The organism is Novosphingobium sp. NBM11, assembly GCF_015390225.1.
Taxonomy (GTDB): domain Bacteria; phylum Pseudomonadota; class Alphaproteobacteria; order Sphingomonadales; family Sphingomonadaceae; genus Novosphingobium.
In genome coordinates this window covers 778,919-803,090 of sequence record NZ_VUOG01000003.1, presented here as the reverse complement: position 1 = coordinate 803,090, position 24,172 = coordinate 778,919, and the positions used below count along the sequence as shown (strand labels likewise).

Below are 24,172 nucleotides of genomic sequence, written 5' to 3'. Positions count from 1 at the left end.
CGGCCGCTGTCCTAGGAACTGGCACCTTCAAGGGGAGGGACTCGCATTGGCCCAGCAATACGACGTCGACAGTCCGGCAGCCGTTGTCAGCGCAATCGTGCTGGGCACGCTGGGCGTTCTTTCGTTCATCGTCCAGCCCGCGCTGGTTCAAGGCTTCGTCACCCACCTGCATGTCGGCGAACCGGAAGCGCTGAACCTTGCCGGCATCGAGATGCTGGGTGTCGCCATCTCCTCGATCGCCATGGCGCTGGGTTCGCACCGGTACGACTGGCGGCGAGTCATGGCGGCGGCGCTGCTCGTCGCGGCGCTGGGCAACGGCCTTTCGGCCATGGCATCCGGTGGCGGCACGCTGTGGACTGCACGCTTCATTGCCGGACTGGGGCACGGCGCGATCATCACACTGAGCTTCACCTTCGTCGGCCTGACGCGCAAGGTGGACCGCAACATCGCCTTGTATCTGGCTCTGCTGCTGACCTACGGCGCGATCGGCGTGTGGCGGATGCCGGCGTTTCTCGATCGGTTCGGCCTGCCGGCCCTGTTCTGGCTGTTCGCCGCCCTTCTCGTTCTCGGGCTAGCCACCGTGCGCAACGTGCCCCGCACGCACGAGGCGCGGGCCGAAATTCCTGAAGGCGCGCGTGATCTGCCGCATGGCATGGTTGCGGTCGCGCTGGCGGGCGTGCTCGCGTACAACATCGCGCAGGGCATCGCCTGGGCCGTGCTGTTCCTCGTCGGCATCGCGGCCGGTCTTGGCGAACAATCCGTGGCCGACGCGCTGTTCGCCTCGCAGGTGCTGGCGATCGGCGGGGCGCTCGCCTCGGTGTTTCTGGCCGGGGCACTGGCGCGCGACCGGGCGATCATGATCGGCATTCTCGGCGGCGGGGCGTGCATCGGGCTGCTGCTGGCCCATCCCGGCATCGTGCTGTTCGCGATCAGCGTCTGCGGCTTCAACGTGCTGTGGAATTTCGTCCTGCCGTTCATCCTCGGCACCGTGGGCGAGTTCGACACGCGCGGGCGCATGATCGGCCGTGCCGTGGCGATGCAGATGCTCGGCCTTGGCACCGGGCCGTTCCTGGCCGGGCTGCTGACCAACGGATCGAGCTATGCCCTGGTCGAACTGGCCTGCATCTTCTTCTTCCTTGCCAGTTTCGCGCTGCTGCTTCTGCCGATGCAGGCGCACCGCCGCCTGCTCGCGCCGCAGGGCTGAGCGATACCGCACGCAAGGCGCGGGCGGCATCTGCAAAACGGAAATGTCCCGATCTGCCAAGCGTGACGGGACGCATCGGTATCTCCTGCAATCGACACCGGCGCGTCAGCCGCATGGCGACGGTCCGGGCGACACAGGGAGACTACGCAATGACGCAGCCGTATCATCGACTGTTCCAGGCTTCGCCGATGGCCATCGCGGCGGCCATCGCGGTCATCAGCGCCACACCGGCCTTCGCCGAGACGCAGCCGGCCGCGGAAGCGACCGAAGCGCCGCAGCAGGGCTTCGGCGATATCGTCGTCACCGCCAACAAGCGCAGCGAGAACCTGCAGAAAGTCGGCATCTCGGTCTCGGCCTATTCGGGTGACCAGCTCAAGGCGCTGGGCATCACCGATACCACGCAGATCACGCAGCAGATCCCGGCGTTCCAGTTGAACGCGTGGTCACCCAACGTTACGATCTTCAACCTGCGCGGCATTTCGCAGAACAACTTCACCGATTACCTCGAAGCGCCCGTCGCGGTGTATATGGACGATGCCTACATGGGCTCGATCAACGGCATTTCCGGCCAGTTGTTCGATACCAAGCGCGTGGAAGTGCTGCGCGGCCCGCAAGGCACCCTGTTCGGCCGCAACGCCACCGGCGGCCTGGTCCACTACATCAGCAACGATGCCAGCCAGGCCGATTTCAATGGCTATGCCGAAGCCAGCTATGAACGCTTCAACCGGCGCGCGCTGGAAGGCGCGGTCGGCGGATCGATCACGCCGGGGCTGCGCTTCCGCGTGGCCGGGCGCGTGGTCAAGGCGGATGGCTATATCAAGTCCGCCGCCGCCCTGCCCGGCACTTTCGACGGCAACGGGCAGGATCTGGGCGGCGAAAACGCCTGGGCCTTGCGCGGCACCGTGCAGGCCGACATCGGCAGCGACGGCAAGCTGGACCTGTGGTTTAAGCACAGCGAGGACAACCACGTCGCCACCGGCGGCTATGTCTTCGACAACTGCGATCTGCTCGCCAACGGCTATTGCCACGTCAATCCGGCCGGCCTCAGCGACGGCACCGGCGGCGTCATCAACGGCATCACCGGCGCCAAGGCCAGCCCTTACCAGAACTTCTCCAACGATCGCGGCAACTTCGATCGCCGGACCGACATCTATCAGGGCAAGCTGGTCAAGAAGTTCGGCGGCGTGGAACTGACCGCCATCACCAACTACACCGATCTCAAGAAGTCCTATGCCGAGGATGGCGATGCCCTTCCCGTCACCGTCATCCAGTTCCTCACCACCGCGCGTTACAAGCAATTCAGCCACGAATTGCGCCTTTCGGGCGACAGCGGCCCCTTCCGTTGGCAGGCGGGCGCCTATTACCTCAACATGAAGATCGCCGGCTCGCTCACCACCATCGGCGCGCCGGTGCTGGGCGCCGCCTTCGCCATCAACGGCGCGGCCAACGATCCGCGCGTGGTCGAGGACTATAAGCTGCGGTCGAAGAACTGGTCGTTGTTCGGCCAGGGCGAATACGATCTGTCCGACAAGCTGACCGTGATCGCCGGGGTGCGCTATTCCAAGGACAACAAGTCGATCGACTATACATCGCGCCTGATCGACACGGGCTTCCCGACCGTGGTGCGCGCCACGGACGAAGCGTTTGCGGCCGTCGTTCCCGGCATCAACCGCATCAAGTATGGCGACTGGGCGGCCCGCGTTGGCCTGAACTACAAGCCCAATCCCGATACCCTGCTGTTCGTATCGTGGAACCGCGGCATCAAGGGCGGCAACTGGACGCTGAGCGCGGACGTGACGCCCGCCAACTTCCGCCACGATCCCGAACGGCTCAATTCGTTCGAGGGCGGCGTGAAGTGGTCCAACGCCGATCGCACGCTGCGCGCCAACCTGACGGCCTATCACTATATCTACGACAACTATCAGGCGTTCTCGGTACTGGGCGGCCTGCCTCAGGTGAGCAACAGCGATGCGCGGGCCACGGGCACGGAGCTGGAAGTGTTCTGGCAGCCGGTCAAGCGGCTCAACGTGAACCTTGGCGCGACGTGGGAAACCACCAAGGTCAAGCAGATCCTGGGGCCGGGCAGCCAGATCGGCCCCGAATTCTTCCCCGGCGCGCCCGATGCCCAGTATTGCGCCAATCAGCGTGACGGCACCTTCCTGTGCACCTATCCGCAGAAGGCGATCACGGACGCCAAGCTGCCCAACGCGCCGAAGTTCAGCATCAATTACCTGTTGCGCTACAATATCGACGCTTTCGGCGGCAACCTGGCGGCGCAGTTCGATGGCGTGTGGTACGATGACCAGTATCTGGAAGTCACCAACGGCGCTTCCTCGCTGCAGAAGGCCTACAACGTCTCGAACGCGTCGCTGACCTGGACCACCGCCAACGACCGCCTGTCGGTCCAGGTGTTCGGGCGCAACGTGTTCGACAAGGCCTACCGCGCCTACACGCTCAACCTCGGCATTCTCGGCACCACGTCGGTCTATGCCAAGCCCGCCACGTATGGGGCGAGCGTGACGGTGCGCTGGTAACACCCGACATGAGGGCGACGCCGGGCCGGGTTTTCCGGTCCGGCGCTGCCCCCTGCCGGCCGCCCCGGACTATCGGGCGCTTTGCAATTCTGGCCATTCACCCCTCAGCGCAAAAGGAATTGATCCTAAGCATCATGCTGCGCTGCAACTGCGGCCTTCGATCAATTGCATTTTCGGGACGGGCCATAGCTTTCGTTTCGTGAACAGAAGCCGGCCGCGACGATTCAGCGGCGGCATGAACAGGGGAGTTCATCATGGGGGTCCACCGCACATTGGGACGCAGGTTCGGCCTGCTCGGTACGTCGATGCTGGGGGCGATGATCGTCGCCGCGCCGGCCTTCGCGCAGGAAGCGCCGCAATCCGCCACGGAAGGCACGAACGACGCCAGCGGCGAAATCATCGTCACCGCCACGCGCAAGTCCGAAGCATTGAGCAAGGTTCCGCTGAGCGTCAGCGCCTTTTCGACCGAAACGCTCGACAAGCGCGGCGTGCGCGATTTCAGCGACGTGATCCGCCAGACGCCGGGTGTGGTGTTCGAAGCCACCAACACCACCACCAACATCGCGATCCGCGGCATCAATTCCACCGTCGGCGCGGCGACCACCGGCGTCTACATCGACGATACGCCGATCCAGGTCCGCGCGCTCGGCTACAGCGGCGGCAACGCCTATCCGGTGATCTTCGATCTGGAACGCATCGAAGTGCTGCGCGGCCCGCAGGGCACGCTGTTCGGCGCGGGTTCGGAAGGCGGCACGATCCGCTTCATCTCGCCCCAGCCGAGCGCCACCACCACCTCTGGCCGTATCCGCTCGGAACTCTCCTTCACCGAAGGCGGCGCGCCCAGCTATGAAATCGGCGCGGCGTTCGGCACGCCGATCGTGCAGGACAAGCTGGCGATCCGCGCCAGCGGGTACTACCGCCGCGATGGCGGCTACATCGACCGGGTGCGCTTCGAGGACAAGTCCGTCGTCCAGAAGAACGCCAACTGGAACGAATCCTACGTAGGCCGCGTGGCGCTGGCATGGACACCCACGCCGCAACTGACGATCACGCCCTCGGTCGTGTTCCAGAAGCTCAACACCAACGACAGCGGCGAATCCTGGGACAACATCGCGGCCGACCAGACCCAGCCGAGCGTGCCCTTCTCCGACTATGCGAACAACAAGCTGCTCAACGGCAACCGCGTCCGCGAATGGAGCAAGGACCGCTTCGTGCTGCCCTCGCTCAACATCCGCTATGACCTGGGCGGCGCGGACCTGATCGCGATCGGTTCCTATTTCGACCGCAAGCAGACGTTCGTGTCGGACTACACCACCTTCGACCAGAGCCTGTTCACCGGCATCACTCTGCCGATCTTCCCCAACCAGTCCGCATTCAGCGACTTCGTGAACACCCAGAAGAACTGGACCGGGGAACTGCGCCTGCAATCGACCGCCAAGGATTCGAAGATCTCGTGGGTCATCGGCACGTTCTACCAGCAGGCCAAGCAGACCTCTATCCAGCAGGTCAACGACACGTTCTTCTACCAGTACGCGCCGTTCCTCGCCGGCATCCTCCCGCCCTTGGTCAACGGCAAGCTGATCTATGATCAGGCCACCACGTCGAAGGACACGCAATACGCGGTCTATGGCCAGGTCAATTACAAGCCGGTCGACCGGCTGACGCTGACGGTCGGCCTGCGCTATGGCGAAACCAAGTTCGCGATCAACTCCTTCGCGCAAGGGCCGGTGGTCGGCCCGTCGGTCACCGACGTCGGCACGCAAAAGGGGGTCTGACTCAAATTCCGTGCAATCCAGGTCACGCTGGCGCCATAACTCTGGCTTTGAGAAGGTCGATTTTGGCGCGCCCGTACATCTGGCGCTTGATGGCCTTGAGGCGGTTGACTTTGCCCTCGACTTGACCGCTGGACCACGGCGTCGAGATCGCGGCGGCAACGGCGTCCTTGTCGGCTTCGACGCCGGCAGCGAACCCAGCAAGCTTGGTCTCGGCCGCCATGGCGATCCAAGGATCGAGCCGGGCCTTGTCCTTTGAGCGCATCATGGCGTGGAAGCAATCGAGAGCCTCGCGTGCGCTGATTAGCGCTGGCACGGCCTTTTCGATCACCGCGTTTATCAGGGCGGTCTGCGCTGATCCGGTGTCGCGCTCGGTGGTCATGCTGCGCGCGATGGTCCGTGCACTCAGCCCCGCACCGCCGGTGTGGCCAAGTTTTTCGTCGCGACGACGACGGGTCGCCCATTCGCTGACTACGCGCAGCGAACCGCCAAAACCGGAAGCCTTCAGCCGCCGCCACAGTTCAGCCCCAATCCGGCAGCCTGCATTCCACTCCGCCTCGAGGGTCAGCGACCAGACATCGAGCGAACTCTGGCGCGTGCGGAAGGTGTCGTGACGCTGGCCGCGCAGGACCTTGCGGATGGTCTTGCGCGACACGCCGGTCGTGCGTGCCATGACCCTGATCGGCACGCCTTGCCCGGCCAGATCGATAATCTGGCGGTTGAGGGCCTCGCGCAATTGGTAGCCATCCCACTGGATGCGCTCGGCACGGGTCAGGGTCGCCGGATCGACCGGCCCCGTCGGCGCCAGCGCGCGCCGCAAACATGGCATTTCCGAACGCACTGCCGCCAGAAATGCTGCCGAGGCGTTCTCGAACAGGTGCCAGCGGTCGGCCACCTGCTGTGCCTGCGGCGCCGCCTCGCTTGCGGCCGCACCATAACCCGGACCACGGTCGCGACAGATGATTTCGACTTGCGGGTTCTGGCGCAGCCAGGCGATGACCGTGTCGCGCTGACGATCGGGAAGCAGGTCGATCACCTCGCGTCGTTCGAGATCGACCACGATGCTCCCGTAGCTGTGGCCGCGGCGCCAAGCGAAGTCGTCGATGCCAACCACCCGCGCAGGTGGCGGCGGCACGGAGGCAGGATCGCTGCGTCTCAGAACTCGAAGCATCGTGTCGCGCGACCAAGGCGCCGACAGACGCGCCATCATGCGCGAGCCCGGCCTACCACCCAGCGCGACCGCCACCGCGCGCACTAGCGCGTCGCAACGACCCACCCTGCGGCCATATCGCCGGCCAACCGGCGGCGCCAGCGGCTCGCTGAACGTGCGCCTTGGACAAAGGGTATGCGTGCACCGAAACCGTCGAACCGACAGTCTCAGCCTGACGATGCTGCCGCTGACCGGCAAATCCGAAAGCATGCGGTCATATCGACTGTGGAGAGACGTCGATGGCATCGCGCAATCCGGGCAATCCGCTCCCACGGCCGCCAATCGGCCCGACATCTCGACGATTCCGTCGATCACAGTCCGGCTTTCCACGATTAATCCCGGTAACTGCAGGCTACTGTCCCATGCTTTCGAGGCCATCGACGTGTGCTCCTTGCTGACCCCCAATCCAGTTGGCCGCACACAGCGCAGAAATGTCAAATCTGCACGGAATTTGAGTCAGACCCCAAAAGGAACATCCGTTCACGCCCAAGTTCGGCATCGATTTCCAGGTGACCGACCGCACGCTGATCTACGGCTCGGTGTCCAAGGGCTTCCGTCCAGGTGGCTACAACCCGCAGGTCGGTTCGCCCTGCGGACCCGAACTCGCCTCGCTCGGCTATCCCGGCGGTCGCCCCAAGCTTTACAATTCGGACTCGGTGTGGAGCTACGAACTGGGCCTCAAGACGCGCGTTGCGGACGGGCGGCTGGGCATCCAGGGCAGCGCCTACCAGATCGACTGGAAGAACATCCAGCAGTCGGTTGCGCTCAATTCCTGCGGCTTCCAGTTCACCGGCAACCTTGGCAACGCGCGCAGCCGCGGCTTCGACCTGCAGCTTGACCTGAAGGTCAGCGAGCAGTTCTCGCTCCAGGCCGAAGTCGGCTATACCGACGCCAAGTTCCTCAACACCTTCCTGGGCGGCCCCAGCGCGACGGTGCCTTCGGTGACCAAGGGCAACCACATCGCCTCGCCGCCGTGGACCGTGTCGGTGCATGGCCAGTACGACATCCCGCTCGGCGAGAACAAGGCCTACGTCCGGACCGACTTCGACTACCGCGCCTATCAGAGCGCGCTGACGCCGGGCATCGATCCGCGCAACGGCGGGTCCGACCCGACGCTGTCCAACCCGCCGGCGGTGAAATCGTGGTCGATGCGCGCAGGCTACCGCTTCAGCGGCGTTGATGTCTCGGTGTTCGTGAACAACCTGCTCAACCAGCACATCTGGGCCGGGCGGCGTTCGCGCGACAACGGCTTGTCCACGATCTACCGTTCGAACATCGTGCGTCCGCGCACGTTCGGCCTGACCGCCGCCTACAGCTTCTGAGGCGACGGCCAGCAAATCGAAAAGACGACAAGGGGGAATACCGACGATGGCTGCTCACTGGAAACACCTGCTTGCGGCGACCAGCCTCGTCGGCCTCCTTGCAACGGGCGGCGCAGCCGCCGCGCGTGCGCCCGCGAAAGCCGCTGCACCGCGAACGGCGGACATCCGTTTCATCAACGGCCACATCTACACACCCACCGGCTGGAAGACCGCCATGGCGGTGCGTGACGGCAAGATCGTTTCGCTCGATACGCGCACGCCCGCGCGGCAGGTGATCGATCTCAAGGGCCAGACCGTGCTGCCGGGCCTGTACGACATGCACGTCCACCCGATCCTGCAGGCCAAAGGCGGCGAGGGCCGCTGCCGCGTCCCGCAGGATGCCAACGCGGCCAAGCTGCTCGAACTCGTTACCGCCTGCATCAAGCAGGCGAAGCCGGGCGAATGGGTGACCGGCGGCCAGTGGCAGGCCTCGCTGCTCGAAGGCACGCCGATCACCGCCGCGACGCTCGACGCCATTTCGCCTGACAACCCGCTGATGCTGTTCGATGTCAGCGGCCATAGCGTGTGGGCCAATTCCAAAGCGCTTGCCGCCGCCGGCATCACCGACACCACGCCCAACCCCGAAGGCGGGATCATAGAGCGCGATGCGGCGGGCAAGCCAACCGGCGTGCTGCGCGAAACGGCGGGGCGGCTGGTTACCGGCAAGGTGCCGGCGCAATCGCGCGAGGAAACCGGGAAAGTCCTGCGCGAACACCTCGCGATGCTCGCGTCCTATGGCGTCGTTGGCTATGTCGAGGCGATGGCCTTCCGCGACGATCTGGAAGTCTATGCGGACCTGGCCGACAAGGGGCTGCTGAAGCAGCGCGTGCAGGCCTGCATCGCCTATTCCGAAGCTGGACAGGCCAATCCCGATTTCGACCGGACCGTGGCCGACCGCGCCAAATACGCCCGGCAGCTGTTCAACGCCAACTGCATCAAGGTCTTCGCCGACGGCGTGCCGACCGAAAGCCACACCGGCGCCATGCTGGGCGACTATCAGGCCGGCCAACCCAACGCCCCGGCCCGCGGACTGCTGCTGTTCGATCCGGCACAGATGGCGGCCAATCTGGTCAAGTGGGACAAGCTGGGCGTGACCGTGCTGTTCCACGCCGCCGGCGACCGGGCGGTGCGCTCCGCGCTCGATGCCATCGCCGCCGCGCGCAAGGCCAACGGCATGGGCGGCCCGATCCACCAGGTTGGCCATTCCACCTTCGTCGACCCGGCCGACCTTCCCCGCTTCAAGGCGCTCAAGGCGGCGGTCGAATATTCCCCCTACCTGTGGGACCCGCAGCCGATCAACGACGACATCACCAGCGCCGTAGGCGAACCGCGCATCGATCGCGTCTGGCCGATCCGCGAAGGGTTCGAGGCGGGCGCACTGGTCATCGCCGGGTCCGACTGGGCGGTCGTGCCCAAGCCCGATCCGTGGATCGGCATCGAAACCGCCGTCACGCGCCGCAATCCCGGCGGCGGCACGCGCAGCTTCGGCCTGAAGGAAGCGATCACCCTGCCCCAGGCGATCACGATGTTCTCGATCGATGCCGCCACCCGGCTCGGCACCGCCGCCACCGCCGGATCGCTGGAAACGGGCAAGGTCGCGGATTTCATCGTGCTGGACCGCGATCCCTTCGCCGGTCCGCCCACCGCGATCCATGACACCCGCGTGCTCGAAACCTGGGTGGGCGGCACGCGCATCTACCAGCGCGCGAAACCCTGATCGATGCGCCGGCTGGCGATCGCCCTCACCCTTGGCGTGCTGGCGATCGCCGGTTGCGGGCGCGCGCCCGACCAGCCACCCGCGCAGGCGGCGGCCGCGATCGCGGCGGTCGAACACGACGCGACCGGATGGCCGAGCTATGGCGGGCAGCCTTCGGGCACCAAATATTCCGCGCTCGACCAGATCAACCGCGGCAACGTCGGCTCGCTGCAAGTGGCCTGGACGTATCACACCGGCGAAATCTCGTCCGGCACGAACGATACCGACGCCACCGTCAGCGAACTGACGCCGGTCTATGCCAACGGGCATCTCTATATCTGCACGCCGTTCGGGCGCGTCGCCTCGCTCGATCCGGCAAGCGGCCGGCAGGTCTGGTCGTTCGATCCGAAGAAGCCGCGCAGCGGCAACATGTATGCCGAGAACTACTGCCGGGGCGTCGCCTACTGGGAAGCACCGGACCCGCAGGCCCGCGCCGCCGAGTGCGGCAAGCGCGTGCTACTGGCCGGGCAGACGGGCATGCTCCTGGCGATCGACGCCGACCGGGGCCGCGTGTGCCCCGGCTTCGGCCAGGGCGGGCGCATCAACCTCGCCGCGCTGGACTACAAGGGCGAAGGACCGCTCGCCAACACCTCGCCCCCGGCGATCTATCGCAACGTGGTGATCGTCGGCGCTTCGGTCACCGACAACAAGTTCCGCAACTCGCTCGACGGTATCGTCCGCGCGTTCGACGTCGTCACGGGGCGCGAGCTGTGGAGTTGGAACCCGATCCCGCCCGGACTGTCGGACCGGACCGGCGCGGCCAACACCTGGGCGCCGATCTCCATCGACGCGCAGCGCGGCTGGGTGTTCCTGCCCACCGGCAGCGCCAGCTGGGACACGCTGGGCATCAACCGCATCAACGCGATACCGGACGCGAACGCCGTCGTCGTGCTGGATGCGCAGACCGGCCGGCGAGTGTGGTCCTATCAGACGATCCATCACGATCTGTGGGACTACGATCTGCCCGCCATGCCCACGCTGGCCACGATCGAACACCAGGGCCGCCCGGTCGATGCCGTGATCCAGGGCACCAAGACCGGCAATATCTTCGTGCTCGATCGCCAGACCGGCAAGCCGCTGTTCCCGGTGCGCGAAATGCCGGTGCCCCGAAGCGACGTGCCCGGCGAACGAGCGTCACCAACCCAGCCGATGCCGATGTTGCCACACCCCGTCACCTCGCAGGCGCTCACCGCCGATCACGCCTGGGGCGCGATCGGGTTCGACAGGTGGCGCTGCAAGACGAAGCTGGCAGCGTTCCGCAACGAAGGCATGTTCACCCCGCCAAGCATCAAGGGCTCGCTCCTGCACCCCAGCTTCCTCGGCGGCACCAACTGGGGTGGCATTGCCTACGATCCCAACACCGGGCTGGCCGTGGTCAATTCTTCCAACCTCGTCTCCTCGGTAATCCTCAAGCCGCGCGCCGAATACGATGAAAAGCGCGACAAGCGGCCGGGCGTCTCGGTCTATGAAATGCGCGGTTCGCCCTACGTCATGCTGCGCGAAGTGCTGCTCTCCCCGCTGGGCGCGCCGTGCAATCCGCCGCCGTGGGGCCAGCTGACCGCGATCGACATGAGGACCGGGCAGACGCGCTGGCAGATCCCGTTCGGCCGCATCCGCTTCTCGTCCGGCCTTTCCTCCCCCGCCTCGTGGGGCGCGCCCAACCAGGGTGGCCCGATCGTGACGCGCGGCGGCCTGATCTTCATCGGCGCCAGCCTCGACAGCCGTTTCCGCGCCTATGATATCCAGACCGGGCGCGAGGTGTGGAGCGCGCGGGTTCCCGCACCCGCCACGGCTACGCCGATGACATTCCGCCATACCGACGGGCGGCAGTACGTGGTCGTCGCCGCCGGCGGCCATGGCGGATTTGGCACACCGCTCGGCGATGCGCTAATCGCCTATGCCCTGCCTCGAAAGGATTGATCCGATGCCCCGTATCGTTCCTGCCCTGATCGCGCTTGCGGTGGCGTGCATGCCACTGGCGGCCAACGCCGGCCCGCCCGCGTGGCGCGCCAAAGTCGAAACCTTCGCCGCCACCCATTTCAAGCACACCGCGTGGGGCTTCGCCCATTCGCGGCGCGACTATGCGCTGGCATCGGCGCTGGCGGCCGAGGACCATGCCACGGTCGATGACGATGTGCTTTATGCTGCAGCCATGCTGCACGATATTGCAGCCTTCGCACCATGGGAAGACGCCAAGAAGGACCATGCCGATCGCGCGGTCGAGCTCCTGCCCGCCGTGCTACGCGATGCGGGCTTTCCGGAGGCGAAGATACCGGCGGTGCTGGAAGCCACCCGCACGCACATGTTCGACCGCAAGCCGGTCGCGCCCGAAGCCGTCTATCTGCACGATGCCGATGCACTCGACTGGCTCGGCGCGATTGGCGTCTATCGGCTTGTTTCGCTGGTCGATGCGAACGGCGGACAGCCCGATGGAGCGGCCACCGTCGCGCAACTGCGCACCTTTCTCGCGGCGGTTCCGGCAGGCGTGGTCAGCCCCGCCGCCAAGCGGGCGCTACCGGGGCGCGAAGCCTGGCTCAAATCATTTCTGGAAACGCTCGGCGCGGAAAGCGATGGGATGAAGCAGCTTTAGGCGGTATGGACAAATTCCGGCCTGGCCGGAACGGCAGCTATCCGAGAATTTTCCGTGGGGTAGGCCTTTCCGAAAACGACAAATACATGTCATTCCGATGCCGCCCTGGGACGAAACCTGCCAATTTCCGCCATTCAAAATGTCGTTCAAGGCCCGCTGACTTTGCGGAGAATTAGTCGCTTGCGCCCCCCGTCTGAAAACCGTCGCTGGTAAATGTTGGCTGCGTTGTGCCCGCGAGAGGAATAATTCGATTGGCGATGTAGGCTGCCGCGAGGGCGACTGCCCCTACAAAAAGAGCGCCTACCCATTTGGGCGTTGCGAACGGCAGCAAGTCGAAAACAACTTGCATAGCGGGACCGGCGATTGCTCCCATCAGAATGGCCCGTTTCAGATTGATCCAGCTTTTCCAGCGACCGATTGTGAGCCTCACCGCAAAGACCAACAGAATCGCCCAACTGACGACGGAGATGGCGAGCAAGGTTAGGCTGCGATTTGAAGCCGCAATCCGGATGTCGAGCACCCTTCCATCGCTGAGCCAGATCAGGAATAGAACCAAAACCAGCATCGCAATGAATAACGCAGCTTTGAGCGTAGACAGAAACTTGGACTTGAATTGGTGCATAAGGCTCACATTAGCAAGCCTGTGAGTATTCACAATATAGAACGATGCGGGCGAAATCGCGCAAATGCAGTTGCATGAACGTCCGCATTCCGCGACGCGACAACTAAAACTGGACTGTTCGCTCCCCCTAACCCCGTTGCCGTTCCGTCCCTTGCCGGCGATTCCCGATAGCTGTCGGCCCTCCTGAGCAGGATTTGTCCACGTGCCCTATGCAACATCGCTTTCGCGATAGCGCTTTGGCGTGGTGCCGAAATAGCGGTTGAAACTGCGCACGAAGCTGGCGCTTTCGGAATAGCCGACGGCCAGCGCGATTTCGGCCACGCCGCGCTGGCTCTGGCGCAGCAGGCGCGCGGCGGCGTTCATGCGCCGGTCCTGCACGATCTGCCGCCAGCTAACGCCTTCCGAACGCAGCCGGCGGTTCAGCGTGGCGACCGAGATGCCCAGCGTCTCGGCCGCCTCCTCCAGCGTGGGCGTCGTATCCAGCGGGCTGGTCTCCAGCAGGCGCATCAGATAGCCCGAAGGGCATAGCGCGTTCTCGGTATCGGCGGCGCGGCGGCGCAGGTGCTCCTCGATGATGGGGAACAGCGCCGCATCCAGTACCCCTCCGCGCTTGTCGAGAAAGCGGTCCTCGAACGAGAACGAATTGGTGTCCTGGTCGAAATAGACATCGCACCGGAAGAAATCGCGATAGGCGCGATAATCCCCGTCGCGCGCGTGTTCGAAGCGCACTTCCACCAGTTCGAAATCGGACCCCACATAGTTGCGAGCGAAGGTGTGCATCGCGGCGACGGAAAATTCCGCATCCTGCCGCCGCTTCTGCAAGGTCTGGTCGGTGATGACGTATTCGAACGTGGCAATGCCGTCTTCTTCGACAAAGCCGTTGCGCGCGGCCTGCTGCATCGTTTCCAGCAGCGAGGTGAAGCCCCGGAATGCCGCGCGCAGCGTGGGCGCGCTGAGGAACAGGAAGCCCAGCGGACCAAGGCTGTCCGATCCCGCAAGCCGCCCGGCATAGAGCCCGAAATGCGGGTTGTTGGCCCTGATCGCCGCGATCTCGAAGAAGGAGAGGAAGTCCTCCAGCGCGATGACGCCCTTGGGATCGTCAAGATCATCGCGGCGCAGGTTGTACATAGCCAGCAGCGGTTCCGGGCTGCATCCGGTGAGGACAAGGCAGTTGGCGACGTGGCGCAGCACCTGAATCGAAATCGTCGGCTTGCTCATGCCACGGTTGCCTCCCTCCGGCGGGATCATTCCATAGCATCGCCCCGGAGGACAGGGGCATGCGCTGTTTGGCCGATATTGCCAAATCGGCGCGCCTGCAAACTTGGCCGATGATGCAAAGACAGCGGTCGGGCGGCGCAGTCTGCTGCGCGGCGAAAGGAATCCCGGATGACAAGCCGATCCCGCTCCCTACCCCTTCTGGCCATGGCGCTGGCCAGCGTGGCGCCAACAACCGCCAAGGCGGCCGAAGCCCCAGCCAAAACCGACGCCAATCTCCTGTTCGTGAATGGCACGGTCCTGACGCCGCAAGGCACCGCCGAGGCGATCGCCGTGCGCGATGGTGCGATCGTCGCGGTCGGCTCCAGCGCCGATGTGCTCAAGCTGCCCCATGCCGGCGCCACCACCGTCGATCTGCAGGGCCGCACGCTGATGCCCGGCCTCTACGACATGCACGTCCACGTCTATCCGGCGGGACAGGCCAAGCTCGCGTGCAAGATTCCGCAAGGCGCGGGTGCGCCGGTCATCTTCGCCACGGTCAAGGCCTGCGCCGCCAAGGCAAAGCCGGGCGCATGGATCACGGGCGGAAGCTGGGTCGCCGCGGCGCTGAAGCCCGGCGAACAGACGCGGCAACTGCTGGACAGGGCCGCGCCCGATAACCCGGTCATGCTCGATGATGAAAGCCTCCACAGCGTCTGGGTCAATTCCCGCGCGCTGCAACTGGGCGGCATCACGCGCGCCACGGCCAATCCTGCCGGCGGCGTAATCGATCGCGATGCGAAGGGCGAGCCGACCGGCGTCCTGCGCGAAGCGGCCGCGCGCAACCTGCTGGCGGTGCTGCCGCCGGTTCCGATCGACCAGCAGGTCGCGGCGATCAAGGCCGCGACGGACGAGATGCTGTCCTATGGCATCATCGGCTTCACCGATGCCGCGATCCGGCGCGACGGGGCCGAGGCCTATGCCCGTTTCGCCGCCACCGGCGGCCTCCGGCAATATGCGCGCGGGTGTGCGGTGTGGGGGCCGAATTCGGGCGGGAGCGAAGGCCTTGTCGCCGCGCGGCAGGACTATTCGAAAGGCCGCTTCCAGCTCGATTGCGTGAAGATGTTCCTCGATGGCGTGCCGCTGGAAGGCCGCACGGCGGTGATGCTGCAACCCTATGAACCCCGCCACGGGGAACATGGTTCGGATGGTACGGGTGGTGAAAAGGGCTTGATGATGGTGCCGCCCGACAAGCTTAATGCCGCCGTCACCGACTTCGATCGGCAGGGCCTGCTCGTAAAGTTCCATGCTGCCGGCGATGGCGCGGTGCGCGAAGCCGCCGATGCCATCGCCGCCGCGCGCAAGGCCAACGGCTGGGGCGGACAACACCACGAGGTGGGGCACAATACCTTCATCGATCCCGCCGACGTACCGCGCGGGCGCGAACTGCACTTCACCTGGGAGCTTTCGCCCTACATCTGGTGGCCGACGCCGATCACCTCGGTCGATATCGCCGCCGCGGTCGGGCCTGAACGGATGAAGCGGTTGTGGCCGGCGCGCGATGTCATCGAAAGCGGCGCCAACGTCGTGACCGGGTCGGACTGGCCGGTGGTGCCATCGGTCAATCCGTGGCTGGCGCTGGAAACGCTGGTCACGCGGCAAGTGCCGGGCGCCACCGGCGCACCGATCAACGAAGGGCAGCGCATCACGCGCGAACAGGCGCTGGCGCTGATGACGCGCAACGCCGCCGCCGAAATGGGCCGGCTCGATCGTGGCGGCACGATCGAGGTCGGCAAACTGGCCGACGTGATCATCGTCGACCGTAATCCGCTGACCGCGCCGGTCGGCACGATCCACCAGGCCCGGGTAATCCGCACCTACATCGCGGGCGAACTCGTCTGGTCCAGCGAAGGGAATGCCAAGCCGTGACCACTCAACCCCTGTTCCTGACAGACGAACGCACGTTCTGGCACAGCACCGGCGTACAAGCGCTGTTCCTGCCGATCGGCGACTGGGTGGAGCCGCCCTCGGGCAGCTATGGCGCTGACACGCCGGGATCGAAGCGGCGGCTGGTCAACCTCGTCCGCGCCGCCGGGTTCGATACGAAGCTGACCGTGTCGAGCGCACCGTCCGCCACGCGCGACGACCTGCTGCGCGTTCATCCCGCCAGCTATGTCGATGCCTTCAAGACGCTAAGCGCCGCGGGCGGCGGGGAACTGGGCCTGTTCGCGCCGTTCTCGAAGGGCGGCTATGAAATCGCCACGCTGTCGGCGGGCCTGGCCATCGATGCGCTCGACGCGGTGCTGACGGGCCGCGCCCGCAACGCCTATGCGCTGTGCCGGCCCGCCGGGCATCACTGCCTGGCCGATCAGTCCATGGGCTTCTGCCTGCTCGCCAACATCCCGATCGCCATCGAAACGGCGAAAGCGCGGCATGGCCTTGGCAAGGTCGCGGTGCTCGACTGGGACGTCCATCACGGCAACGGCACGCAATCGATCTTCTACGATCGCGACGACGTGCTGACGATCTCGATCCACCAGGATCGCTGCTTCCCGCCGGGCTATTCGGGTTTCGAGGAGCGTGGCGAAGGCAAGGGTGCGGGCTTCAACCTCAACGTGCCCTTGCCGGCGGGCAGCGGGCACGAGACCTATCTCTACGCGCTGGAGCAGGTGGTGATCCCGGCACTGCGCGATTACGCGCCCGATATGATCGTCGTCGCCAGCGGGCTGGACGCCAACGCGGTCGATCCGCTGGCGCGCCAGCTGCTGCACAGCGACAGCTTCCGTGACATGACGGCGCGTATCGTCGCGCTGGCCGACGAACTGTGCGGCGGGCGCCTCGCGGTCATTCATGAAGGTGGCTATGCCGAAGCCTACGTGCCGTTCTGCGGCCTCGCCATTCTCGAGGCCCTGGCCGGCGAGCGCAGCGCCGTGATCGATCCGGAACTGGATTTCTTCCAGGCCCAGCAGCCTGACGAACGCATGATCGCGTTCCACAAGGTGCTGATCGACGAAATGCGCGGGCAACTGGGTTTCTGACCTTTCCCGCCGCCGCTCCCCTCGTAGCGGAGCGGAAGGACCGCCCGCCCTCGCCCGCCGAGGGCGCACTGTGCAAGGACGGTTGCGGCATGGATCGTTCCCCGATCCTTGCACGCCTCCGTCCGCGCACGCGGTTCGGATCAACCGGCCGAAGCGTTCAGCGCAGCTTTAGCCTCCTCGGTCAGAGTAAGTTCCGCCGCCCCGCAGTTCTCCGCTAAATGCGCGGTGCTGGACGTCCCTGGGATCAGCAGCAGGTTCGGTGATCGCGCCAGCAGCCACGTCAGGGCCACCTGCAGCATCGCACTGACCGAAGCTGGCACGCGTCTTTTCGCAAGGCTCTCTCCGGCGATTGCGGAGAACGAGGCCGCCGTCGATACCGCGCAGGCCGCCAGCGACCAGCCCTCCGGTAGGCTGCGGCTGAACGCGCCCGCGAATGTCGCGCGGACGGTGTTGCCGGCGATTGTGCCGCCTTTCCTGAAGACGCATCCCCGGGTCCGTATCGAGGTGACGGTGGAAGACGGCTTCGTCGACATTCTCGCTTCCGGCGCGGCCGCTTATCCGCAGGCTCAGGATTGTTCGAGCCTTCCCGCCGCGAAGTCGCGCGCGAGCGCGATAAAGGCCTGGAAGGCCGCAGAGGAATTGCGCCGATTGGAATAATAGAGGCACAGCGGCACGAGCGGCGGCGTCCAGTCTTCGAGAATGCGCACGAGCCGCCCCGCTACAATGTCATCGCGTATATCGGCTTCCATGAAATAGCCGATCCCGGTGCCGTTGGTTGCCGCGATCCGGGCCAGGGAGGCCTCGTCGAGGGTGATCGGGCCCTCGACATCGAGCTGCAATTCTTCGCCGTCCTTTTCAAACCGCCATCGGAACAAGGCGCCATTGGAAAGCCGCACGCGAAGACAGGGATAAGCGAGCAACTCCTGCGGCGCCCGGGGAATAACCCTGCTTTCGAAAAAGGCAGGAGATGCGACCACCGCCATGCGTCGCATTTGACCCAGCGGTATTGCGATCGCGTCGCTGGGCACCAGATCCGCGCTGCGCACGCCCATATCGAAGCCTGCCGCAACGACATCGACAAGCCGGCCCTCGGTGACAAGGTCGATATGAACCTGCGGATAGCGCTGCAGATAGCTGAGGACCAGCGGCGCCATGATTTCACGCGCGGCCGTCGCGAAGGCATTGATGCGCAAGGTGCCGGACGGCGTCTCCTGCTGGGCGCGCACCGTATTCATCGCTTTCTGGATCTCCTCCAGCGCAGGCTTGATCTGAGCGACGAATATCCGGCCCGCATAGGTGAGCGAGACGCTGCGCGTGGTGCGATTGAACAATCGCACGGCAAGCTCCCGCTCGAGCTTGCCCACCGCGTTGCTGATGGCCGTGGTCGACATGCCAAGATCGAGCGCTGCCGCTCGAAACGAGCCGCACCGAACGATGGCCAGGACAGCCTCGAGCTCAATCAGCGAATGGCGAGTCATTGATCCGATTTTCGTGATACTTCATGCCAATTTGTCTCGATTATCAGGCGAAAAGTCCATCGCTAAATAGGCCTCGTCACTATCGAGGAGATCAACATGTCAATGGACCTACCCAAGCCGATCGCCGACTATGTCGAGGCAAATGCCCGTCTCGACATCGATGGCATGTTGAAGCCCTTCCTCAGCAACGCCGTGTTTATCGATAACGGTAAGCACTTCGAGGGCGAGGCCGCGATCCGCCAGCTGTTTGAGGAAGAAGTGATGCCGGTGAAGGCGATCTTCACGCCCGATACCGTTCGGGAAGACGGCGGCGACGTGGTCGTCGAAGGCCCCGCCCATGGTGAGTTCCCGGGCAGCCCGCTCCGCTTCACCTACCGCTTCACGCTGGAGCGCGGCGCCATCAGGACGCTGGAGACCACGGTATGAACATCAAGACCGATCCCACCGAGTTCGCCGGCAAGCGCGTTCTCGTCAGCGGTGGCACCAAAGGCTTGGGCCGCGCCACCGTCGAACGCTTCCTGGCCGGCGGAGCCCGTGTGGTCACCGCCGCCCGCTCGATCACGGATTCCATAGAAGGCGTCGAATATGTGCAGGCCGACCTGACGACCGCGGAGGGCGGCGAAGCCTTCGCCAAGGCGGCACTCGAGCGGCTGGGTGGCATCGACATTCTCGCCCATGTCATCGGTGGCTCGGCTTCGCCAGCGGGTGGCTTCGCCGCGCTGACCGACGACCACTGGCTCGCCGAGCTGAATCTCAATCTGCTGGCGACGGTCCGGCTCGATCGCCTGCTGATCCCGCAGATGCTGGAGCGGCACGGCGGCGTTGTGGTGCACGTCACCTCGATCCAGTCCGTCCTGCCGCTGCCCGAATCCACGACAGGCTATGCTGCCGCCAAAGCTGCGTTGAGAACTTACAGCAAGTCGATCTCGAAGGAACTCGGCCCCAAGGGCGTGAGGGTCAACTCCGTCTCGCCCGGCTGGATCATGACGGAGGGCGCTGACGACTTTCTCGAAACACTGCGGGCCGCCAGTGGCGGCACGATCGAGGATGCGCGTCAGTCCGTGCTCGATGCCCTGGGTGGCATCTCGATCGGGCGGGGAGCCGCGCCCGAAGAGGTGGCCGACCTCATCGCCTATCTCGCTTCAGACCGTGCCGCCGCAATCCATGGCGCCGAGTTCGTCATAGACGGCGGGACGATCCGCACCGTTTAAGGGCCGGCTGGCACTCGTCTCGCTCAGGGGAGTTCGCCGCCTTCAATACGGCTGATGTCCGACCCTGGCCTCCTGGCTGCAGTCAACGCTCGGTCACATCGCGGTCCATCGGTGCCAGCTTGGCCAGCACCCGGTTCTGCGCGGCGAAGGAAACATGCGCTTCGCGCATTGCGCGTTGCAGGTTTTCGACCAGCGTGCGCTGTAGCCGCACGAGGTCGTGCTCGGCGAAGATCGCCTTGATCCGGGGATCGGCCACGTTGAGTTCGACGAAACGTGCGGTGATGCGGCGGATACCCGCCTGCCCGCCCAAGGCCCGCGCCATGCCTTCGCCGGCAAATGGCTTCGCCCCGGCGTTGGCATCGCTCTGCGGGTAGGGATCGACCGGAAGCTCCTCCGCCACGCTGGCCGCCCCTTGTCGCCACCGAACCCACGTCGACGTAGGCTGCGGTCAGTGATACATGGCGGGCCACCGCCCAGGCCGTCCTCGCGCAGACCATCGTGCAGGCCCTCGCCGCCGCGGGGCTTCCGGCCGCCCGGCTCGAACCACGCATTGCAGACTGTCCGGCCCCGCTCGGTTGCCGTCATGTGCGCTTACCGGCTGGCGACTTACCCCCGAAGTCGAGCGTTTGCGTGCGACCGGCCGGCTCTATGGCGCTCCTATGTAAGTGAAAGCTCCCCAGAAAGCGGGGTGCGACTGGCGCGCGCGTATCGCGATCCGCAAGCTCTCCCGAACGCGAGCGAGCGCGCAAAGCCTCTTCGGTGGCGGCATCGTAAAGAAGCACATCACCCGGCCCGGCCGCGAAGGCCTGCTGTATCTCGGCAGCCTCGAGGCGCGTTCCGGGATGAATGCGACACGCACCTATGTGCACTACAGACCGTCGACGGCGCTCGCCGGACAACTTGACCCGGCGCGGGCCATCGATACGCTCCTGGCTAAGGCAAGGTCCGCACTGTTACCCGCGATGGTGGTGCTGATTGCCGTCTTCGCGCGGGAAGCGATCGCGTCAACCTTGCGCGTCAGCGGCATGATATTGCCGATCCTCGTTTCGTCTCTCTCGCTCGTCATCTTTTTCTCCGGCTTCGTGCTGGATATCATCGAGGGCGTAAGGGGGATCGAGGAAGCCGCGCGCGCAGGCCGGCAGGTGGACCTTGTCACCCCCGCCATCCTGACAGGACTCGACCTTTACCGCGAACTTGCGAATTCGCTCATGAAGCTGTTCGAGTCTTGGATCGTGGCGCTCATAACGGCGCCCACCAGGGCGATCCGCTGGGTCGGGGCACAACTTCTCTGACGAGAACCTGCGCAAGGCGTCGGCATTGCCAGCGGGCGCGCATCTGTGCCAGACGGAGCTTCCCGACAACGATCCGATCCGGTTGCGACGTTCGGGGCCGGGGGATGCAAGCACAAGAGAAGCGCCGCACACGCATGAGCCGCGTCACCATCAAGGATGTCTCCAAAGCCGCCCGTGTCTCGATCAAGACGGTTTCCCGCGTTCTCAACAAGGAACGCTACGTCAGCGAGGAAACGCGCATCCGCGTCGAGGAAGCCGTCGCGCAGCTCAACTATCATCCCAATCTGGCGGCGCGCACGCTGGCCGGGCACCGGTCGTTCCAGATCGGCCTGATCCACGACAATCCCAGTCCGTTCTACATCTACAACATGCAGGCAGGGGTCGGGCAGCGCTGCCGCGAATCCGGCTATCGCATGATCGTGCAGCCTTGCGACATCGCCGCGCCGGGCCTGCTGGGCGATATCGGCGCGCTGGTCGATCAGGTGCAGCTGGACGGCATCATCGTGACACCGCCGGTAAGCGATTCCGTGGAGGTCCTCGCGGAACTCGAAAGGCGGCGCATCCCGATCGTGCGCGTGCAGCCCGGCACGGACCTGACCGCCACCTCCGCGGCCAGCATCGATAACGTGCAGGCCGCCGATGACATGACCTCGTACCTCATTTCGCTCGGTCATCGCCGCATCGGCTTCGTCAGCGGCCACGCGGGGTATGCCGCCAGCACCCAGCGCTTGACCGGTTACCGGCAGGCGCTGCTGCGCGCTGGCCTTGGCTATGACGCGGCGCTGGTTTCTCCTGGCCGGTTTGACTTCCAGTCGGGCGTGGAAGCGGCGGAAGCGCTGCTCGCAATGGACCATCCGCCCACCGCAATCTTCGCCAGCAGCGACGAGATCGCGGCCGGCGTGCTTGCCGCCGCGCACCGCAAGGGCATCGCCGTGCCGCGCGATCTTTCCGTGGCGGGCTTCGACGACAACGATCTGGCGCAAGTCGTCTGGCCGCCGCTCACCACCATCCGCCAGCCCGTCCAAGCTCTCGGCTATGCGGCGGCGGACCTCCTGATCGGCGCCGCCGACCGGATCGAGCGCCGGCTCCTGGCGCACGAACTCATCGTGCGCGGATCGACCTCAGCGCCCGGCGAAGGGTAATTGCTTCCGGGGACGATTATCCTTGTCTTTCTGCGTATGACAACGTTGTCCTATACGCGATAAAGAGTGACGTTGGGGAGAATGCAGGATGTCGCAGGTCAGCGATCGACGCCGATGGCTTGTCGTGGGACTCGTTTTTGTCGCCATCGTGCTCAATTACGTCGACCGCCAGATTCTCGCGCTGCTGAAGCCCACGCTCCAGGCAGAGTTCCACTGGTCGGACCGCGATTACAGCCACATGGCCTCGGCTTTCCAGTTCGCTGCCGCGATCGCCTTTCTCGGCACCGGCTGGTTCATCGACAAGGTCGGGCTGCGACCCGGTTTCGCGCTGGGCGTCGGCGTGTGGAGCCTGGCCGGCATGGCCCATGCCTTTGTCTCCTCCGTCGGCGGGTTCGTGGGCGTACGCGCCGTGCTGGGCGTGGCGGAATCGATCGGCACGCCGGCCGCGGTAAAGACGGCGGCCACCTATTTCGAGCCGCGCGAACGTTCGATCGCGCTGGGGCTTGGGGGGATCGCGCCCAACGTCGGCGCGATCCTCACGCCGCTGCTCATCCCGCTGATGGCGCTGATGATGGGCTGGAAGGCGACCTTCCTGATCGCCGGCGGCCTGGGTCTGGTGTGGGTCGTGGTCTGGCTGGCGGTGCGCCTGCCCGAACAGCCGCAATCCGATGCCGAAGCGCCGACGATGGCGTGGAGCGCGCTGCTCACCGACCGCCGCCAGTGGGCCATCATCCTTGGCAAGGCGCTGACCGATCAGGTCTGGTGGTTCCTGCTGTTCTTCCTGCCCGACCTGTTCCACCGCGTGTTCGGGCTGGACCAGAGCGCGCTGGGGCTGCCCGTGGCGCTGGTCTATGCCATGGCCGCTGTCGGCGGCATCACTGCCGGGTTCCTGCCGGCCGCACTGATGGGGCGCGGCTGGAGCGTCAACGCGGCGCGCAAGGTCACGATGCTGATCTACGCCGTGATGGTGCTGCCCGTGCCGCTGCTTATCCATGCGCAGAGCCCGTGGCTTGCCGCATTCATCGTCGGCGTCGCGCTGTTCGCCCACCAGGGCTTTTCCACGAGCCTGTTCGGCCTCACGACCGATGTGTTTCCCGCGCGCGTGGTCGGCTCGGCGATCGGCATCGGAGCGTTTGCCGGAAACCTTTCGGGCATGGCGATGATCGAGTTCACCGGCTGGTCGCTCGATGCGGGGCATGGCTATCTGCCGATGCTGCTGATCTGCGCCGTCACCTATCTGGCGGCGCTGGGCGTCATCCACCTGCTGCTGCCGCGCTTTACCGCGATCGGCGGCGAACAGGAGGGCGCGTCCCCCGTCCTTGCCCACTGACGCCGCGCGCACGGCAAGGCAGGGGTTGGCTCAGCTTACCATCTCTTCGCGGATCGAGCCGCGCGCCATCCAGAACAGCGCCGACGCCACCGCGCCGAACAGCACGAAGATGAGCAGCGACCAGCGCACGCCTTCCGCTGGCCCAAGCCCGAACGTATTGCCGATCAGATCGCTCACCGCGCCGACGCCCAGCGGCCCCAGGCCCAGCCCGATCAGGTTGACGAGGAACAGCAGCACGGCAGCGGCCGTCGCCCGTGTCTGCGGCTGGACCAGACCCTGCACGGCGGCATAGCTCGGGCCGTACCACAGCGTGTTCAGCACGGGCGGGAACGCGAACATGAAGAGGGCGAACACTGCCGATTCCGTGAGCAGCCCGATGATATAGCCCGGCCTATTCATGAGACTGAGGTTCCGGGCTTGTTGGGTGGCGATGCGTTT

General features: G+C 65.3%; 21 protein-coding genes and 1 pseudogene. 15 read left to right on the top strand and 7 right to left on the bottom strand.

Features of this window, described 5'->3' with window-relative positions; translation table 11 throughout:
- Positions 1-46 precede the first annotated feature (46 nt).
- From F1640_RS23740 to F1640_RS23730, 3 genes are all read left to right on the top strand, one after another.
- A complete protein-coding gene (locus F1640_RS23740) occupies positions 47-1,204 on the top strand; it encodes an MFS transporter (protein WP_124808591.1) in 1,158 nt (385 codons plus the stop codon).
- 149 nt (positions 1,205-1,353) lie between these two features.
- On the top strand, positions 1,354-3,738 hold the full coding sequence (locus tag F1640_RS23735) for a TonB-dependent receptor (protein ID WP_255530702.1): 2,385 nt from the start codon (positions 1,354-1,356) through the stop codon (positions 3,736-3,738).
- A 254-nt stretch (positions 3,739-3,992) separates the two neighbouring features.
- The gene (locus tag F1640_RS23730) at positions 3,993-5,513 is read left to right on the top strand and encodes a TonB-dependent receptor (RefSeq protein WP_255530701.1); all 1,521 of its coding nucleotides are present in this window, start codon (positions 3,993-3,995) and stop codon (positions 5,511-5,513) included.
- A 22-nt stretch (positions 5,514-5,535) separates the two neighbouring features.
- Here F1640_RS23730 and F1640_RS23725 read toward each other — a convergent pair whose 3' ends face one another.
- Positions 5,536-7,098: an ISL3 family transposase gene (locus F1640_RS23725; RefSeq protein WP_194917272.1), complete on the bottom strand. Its 1,563-nt coding sequence runs from the start codon at positions 7,096-7,098 to the stop codon at positions 5,536-5,538.
- Between the two features lie 104 nt (positions 7,099-7,202).
- Here F1640_RS23725 and F1640_RS23720 point away from each other — a divergent pair.
- The 4 genes and pseudogenes from F1640_RS23720 to F1640_RS23705 all read left to right on the top strand — a co-directional run.
- Positions 7,203-8,042 (top strand): annotated as a pseudogene (locus tag F1640_RS23720) (TonB-dependent receptor domain-containing protein); the annotation flags it as partial.
- Between the two features lie 46 nt (positions 8,043-8,088).
- Complete coding sequence (locus F1640_RS23715; RefSeq protein WP_124808590.1) at positions 8,089-9,798, top strand: amidohydrolase; 1,710 nt, start codon at positions 8,089-8,091, stop codon at positions 9,796-9,798.
- Between the two features lie 3 nt (positions 9,799-9,801).
- Entirely contained in the window at positions 9,802-11,757 is a 1,956-nt protein-coding gene (locus tag F1640_RS23710; RefSeq protein WP_124808589.1) for a pyrroloquinoline quinone-dependent dehydrogenase, read from the top strand.
- 4 nt (positions 11,758-11,761) lie between these two features.
- Positions 11,762-12,427: an HD domain-containing protein gene (locus F1640_RS23705; RefSeq protein ID WP_190287177.1), complete on the top strand. Its 666-nt coding sequence runs from the start codon at positions 11,762-11,764 to the stop codon at positions 12,425-12,427.
- Positions 12,428-12,599: 172 nt separating this feature from the next.
- Here the strand turns inward: F1640_RS23705 and F1640_RS23700 are convergent, their stop codons facing one another.
- Positions 12,600-13,058 (bottom strand): hypothetical protein, encoded by a 459-nt coding sequence (locus F1640_RS23700; protein WP_194921967.1) that lies wholly within the window; start codon positions 13,056-13,058, stop codon positions 12,600-12,602.
- Positions 13,059-13,256: 198 nt separating this feature from the next.
- Positions 13,257-14,267 carry an AraC family transcriptional regulator gene (locus F1640_RS23695; protein WP_168196151.1) on the bottom strand — a complete coding sequence of 337 codons (1,011 nt, stop codon included), beginning with the start codon at positions 14,265-14,267 and terminating at the stop codon, positions 13,257-13,259.
- 168 nt (positions 14,268-14,435) lie between these two features.
- Between F1640_RS23695 and F1640_RS23690 the strand changes: the two genes are divergently transcribed.
- Together F1640_RS23690 and F1640_RS23685 are read left to right on the top strand one after the other, a co-directional pair.
- Positions 14,436-16,172, top strand: coding sequence for an amidohydrolase (locus F1640_RS23690; protein ID WP_223806521.1), 1,737 nt, complete (start codon positions 14,436-14,438; stop codon positions 16,170-16,172).
- Positions 16,169-17,281 (top strand): class II histone deacetylase, encoded by a 1,113-nt coding sequence (locus F1640_RS23685; protein WP_194921965.1) that lies wholly within the window; start codon positions 16,169-16,171, stop codon positions 17,279-17,281. Before F1640_RS23690 ends, F1640_RS23685 begins: the two co-directional genes overlap by 4 nt.
- Before the next feature lie 140 nt (positions 17,282-17,421).
- On the opposite strand, the gene F1640_RS25635 is transcribed toward F1640_RS23685, so the two are convergent.
- Positions 17,422-17,814 carry an aldo/keto reductase gene (locus F1640_RS25635; RefSeq protein ID WP_124808584.1) on the bottom strand — a complete coding sequence of 131 codons (393 nt, stop codon included), beginning with the start codon at positions 17,812-17,814 and terminating at the stop codon, positions 17,422-17,424.
- Between F1640_RS25635 and F1640_RS26120 the strand changes: the two genes are divergently transcribed.
- Entirely contained in the window at positions 17,729-17,938 is a 210-nt protein-coding gene (locus F1640_RS26120) for a hypothetical protein (protein ID WP_370449670.1), read from the top strand. The two genes, F1640_RS25635 and F1640_RS26120, sit on opposite strands and share 86 nt — an antisense overlap.
- Here the strand turns inward: F1640_RS26120 and F1640_RS23675 are convergent.
- Positions 17,848-18,759, bottom strand: coding sequence for a LysR family transcriptional regulator (locus F1640_RS23675; protein WP_124808583.1), 912 nt, complete (start codon positions 18,757-18,759; stop codon positions 17,848-17,850). The two genes, F1640_RS26120 and F1640_RS23675, sit on opposite strands and share 91 nt — an antisense overlap.
- A 96-nt stretch (positions 18,760-18,855) precedes the next feature.
- Between F1640_RS23675 and F1640_RS23670 the strand changes: the two genes are divergently transcribed.
- Together F1640_RS23670 and F1640_RS23665 are read left to right on the top strand one after the other, a co-directional pair.
- Complete coding sequence (locus F1640_RS23670) at positions 18,856-19,185, top strand: nuclear transport factor 2 family protein (RefSeq protein WP_190287176.1); 330 nt, start codon at positions 18,856-18,858, stop codon at positions 19,183-19,185.
- Entirely contained in the window at positions 19,182-19,970 is a 789-nt protein-coding gene (locus F1640_RS23665; protein WP_124808582.1) for an SDR family oxidoreductase, read from the top strand. Before F1640_RS23670 ends, F1640_RS23665 begins: the two co-directional genes overlap by 4 nt.
- 82 nt (positions 19,971-20,052) lie before the next feature.
- Here F1640_RS23665 and F1640_RS23660 read toward each other — a convergent pair whose 3' ends face one another.
- Positions 20,053-20,370: a group 1 truncated hemoglobin gene (locus F1640_RS23660; protein WP_124808581.1), complete on the bottom strand. Its 318-nt coding sequence runs from the start codon at positions 20,368-20,370 to the stop codon at positions 20,053-20,055.
- 265 nt (positions 20,371-20,635) lie between these two features.
- Here F1640_RS23660 and F1640_RS23655 point away from each other — a divergent pair, with 265 nt between their 5' ends.
- The 3 genes from F1640_RS23655 to F1640_RS23645 all read left to right on the top strand — a co-directional run bounded on the left by F1640_RS23655 (position 20,636) and on the right by F1640_RS23645 (position 23,734).
- Positions 20,636-21,262 (top strand): hypothetical protein, encoded by a 627-nt coding sequence (locus F1640_RS23655; RefSeq protein WP_124808580.1) that lies wholly within the window; start codon positions 20,636-20,638, stop codon positions 21,260-21,262.
- 134 nt (positions 21,263-21,396) lie between these two features.
- Positions 21,397-22,404, top strand: a complete 1,008-nt coding sequence (locus F1640_RS23650) for a LacI family DNA-binding transcriptional regulator (RefSeq protein ID WP_124808579.1) — start codon at positions 21,397-21,399, stop codon at positions 22,402-22,404.
- An 88-nt stretch (positions 22,405-22,492) separates the two neighbouring features.
- On the top strand, positions 22,493-23,734 hold the full coding sequence (locus tag F1640_RS23645) for an MFS transporter (RefSeq protein ID WP_124808578.1): 1,242 nt from the start codon (positions 22,493-22,495) through the stop codon (positions 23,732-23,734).
- 30 nt (positions 23,735-23,764) lie between these two features.
- Here the strand turns inward: F1640_RS23645 and F1640_RS23640 are convergent, their stop codons facing one another.
- Positions 23,765-24,088: a hypothetical protein gene (locus F1640_RS23640; protein WP_194921963.1), complete on the bottom strand. Its 324-nt coding sequence runs from the start codon at positions 24,086-24,088 to the stop codon at positions 23,765-23,767.
- Between the last annotated feature and the right edge of the window lie 84 nt (positions 24,089-24,172).

Bases quoted from the DNA above. Each gene is read 5' to 3' on its own strand.
- F1640_RS23715 (WP_124808590.1), top strand. From the start codon at position 8,089: ATGGCTGCTCACTGGAAACACCTGCTTGCGGCGACCAGCCTCGTCGGC.
- F1640_RS23705 (WP_190287177.1), top strand. From the start codon at position 11,762: ATGCCCCGTATCGTTCCTGCCCTGATCGCGCTTGCGGTGGCGTGCATG.
- F1640_RS23645 (WP_124808578.1), top strand. From the start codon at position 22,493: ATGTCGCAGGTCAGCGATCGACGCCGATGGCTTGTCGTGGGACTCGTT.
- F1640_RS23675 (WP_124808583.1), bottom strand. From the start codon at position 18,759: ATGACTCGCCATTCGCTGATTGAGCTCGAGGCTGTCCTGGCCATCGTT.
- F1640_RS23710 (WP_124808589.1), top strand. From the start codon at position 9,802: ATGCGCCGGCTGGCGATCGCCCTCACCCTTGGCGTGCTGGCGATCGCC.
- F1640_RS23665 (WP_124808582.1), top strand. From the start codon at position 19,182: ATGAACATCAAGACCGATCCCACCGAGTTCGCCGGCAAGCGCGTTCTC.
- F1640_RS23730 (WP_255530701.1), top strand. From the start codon at position 3,993: ATGGGGGTCCACCGCACATTGGGACGCAGGTTCGGCCTGCTCGGTACG.
- F1640_RS25635 (WP_124808584.1), bottom strand. From the start codon at position 17,814: ATGTCGACGAAGCCGTCTTCCACCGTCACCTCGATACGGACCCGGGGA.
- F1640_RS23735 (WP_255530702.1), top strand. From the start codon at position 1,354: ATGACGCAGCCGTATCATCGACTGTTCCAGGCTTCGCCGATGGCCATC.
- F1640_RS23650 (WP_124808579.1), top strand. From the start codon at position 21,397: ATGAGCCGCGTCACCATCAAGGATGTCTCCAAAGCCGCCCGTGTCTCG.
- F1640_RS23725 (WP_194917272.1), bottom strand. From the start codon at position 7,098: ATGGCCTCGAAAGCATGGGACAGTAGCCTGCAGTTACCGGGATTAATC.
- F1640_RS23690 (WP_223806521.1), top strand. From the start codon at position 14,436: ATGACAAGCCGATCCCGCTCCCTACCCCTTCTGGCCATGGCGCTGGCC.
- F1640_RS23670 (WP_190287176.1), top strand. From the start codon at position 18,856: ATGTCAATGGACCTACCCAAGCCGATCGCCGACTATGTCGAGGCAAAT.
- F1640_RS23695 (WP_168196151.1), bottom strand. From the start codon at position 14,267: ATGAGCAAGCCGACGATTTCGATTCAGGTGCTGCGCCACGTCGCCAAC.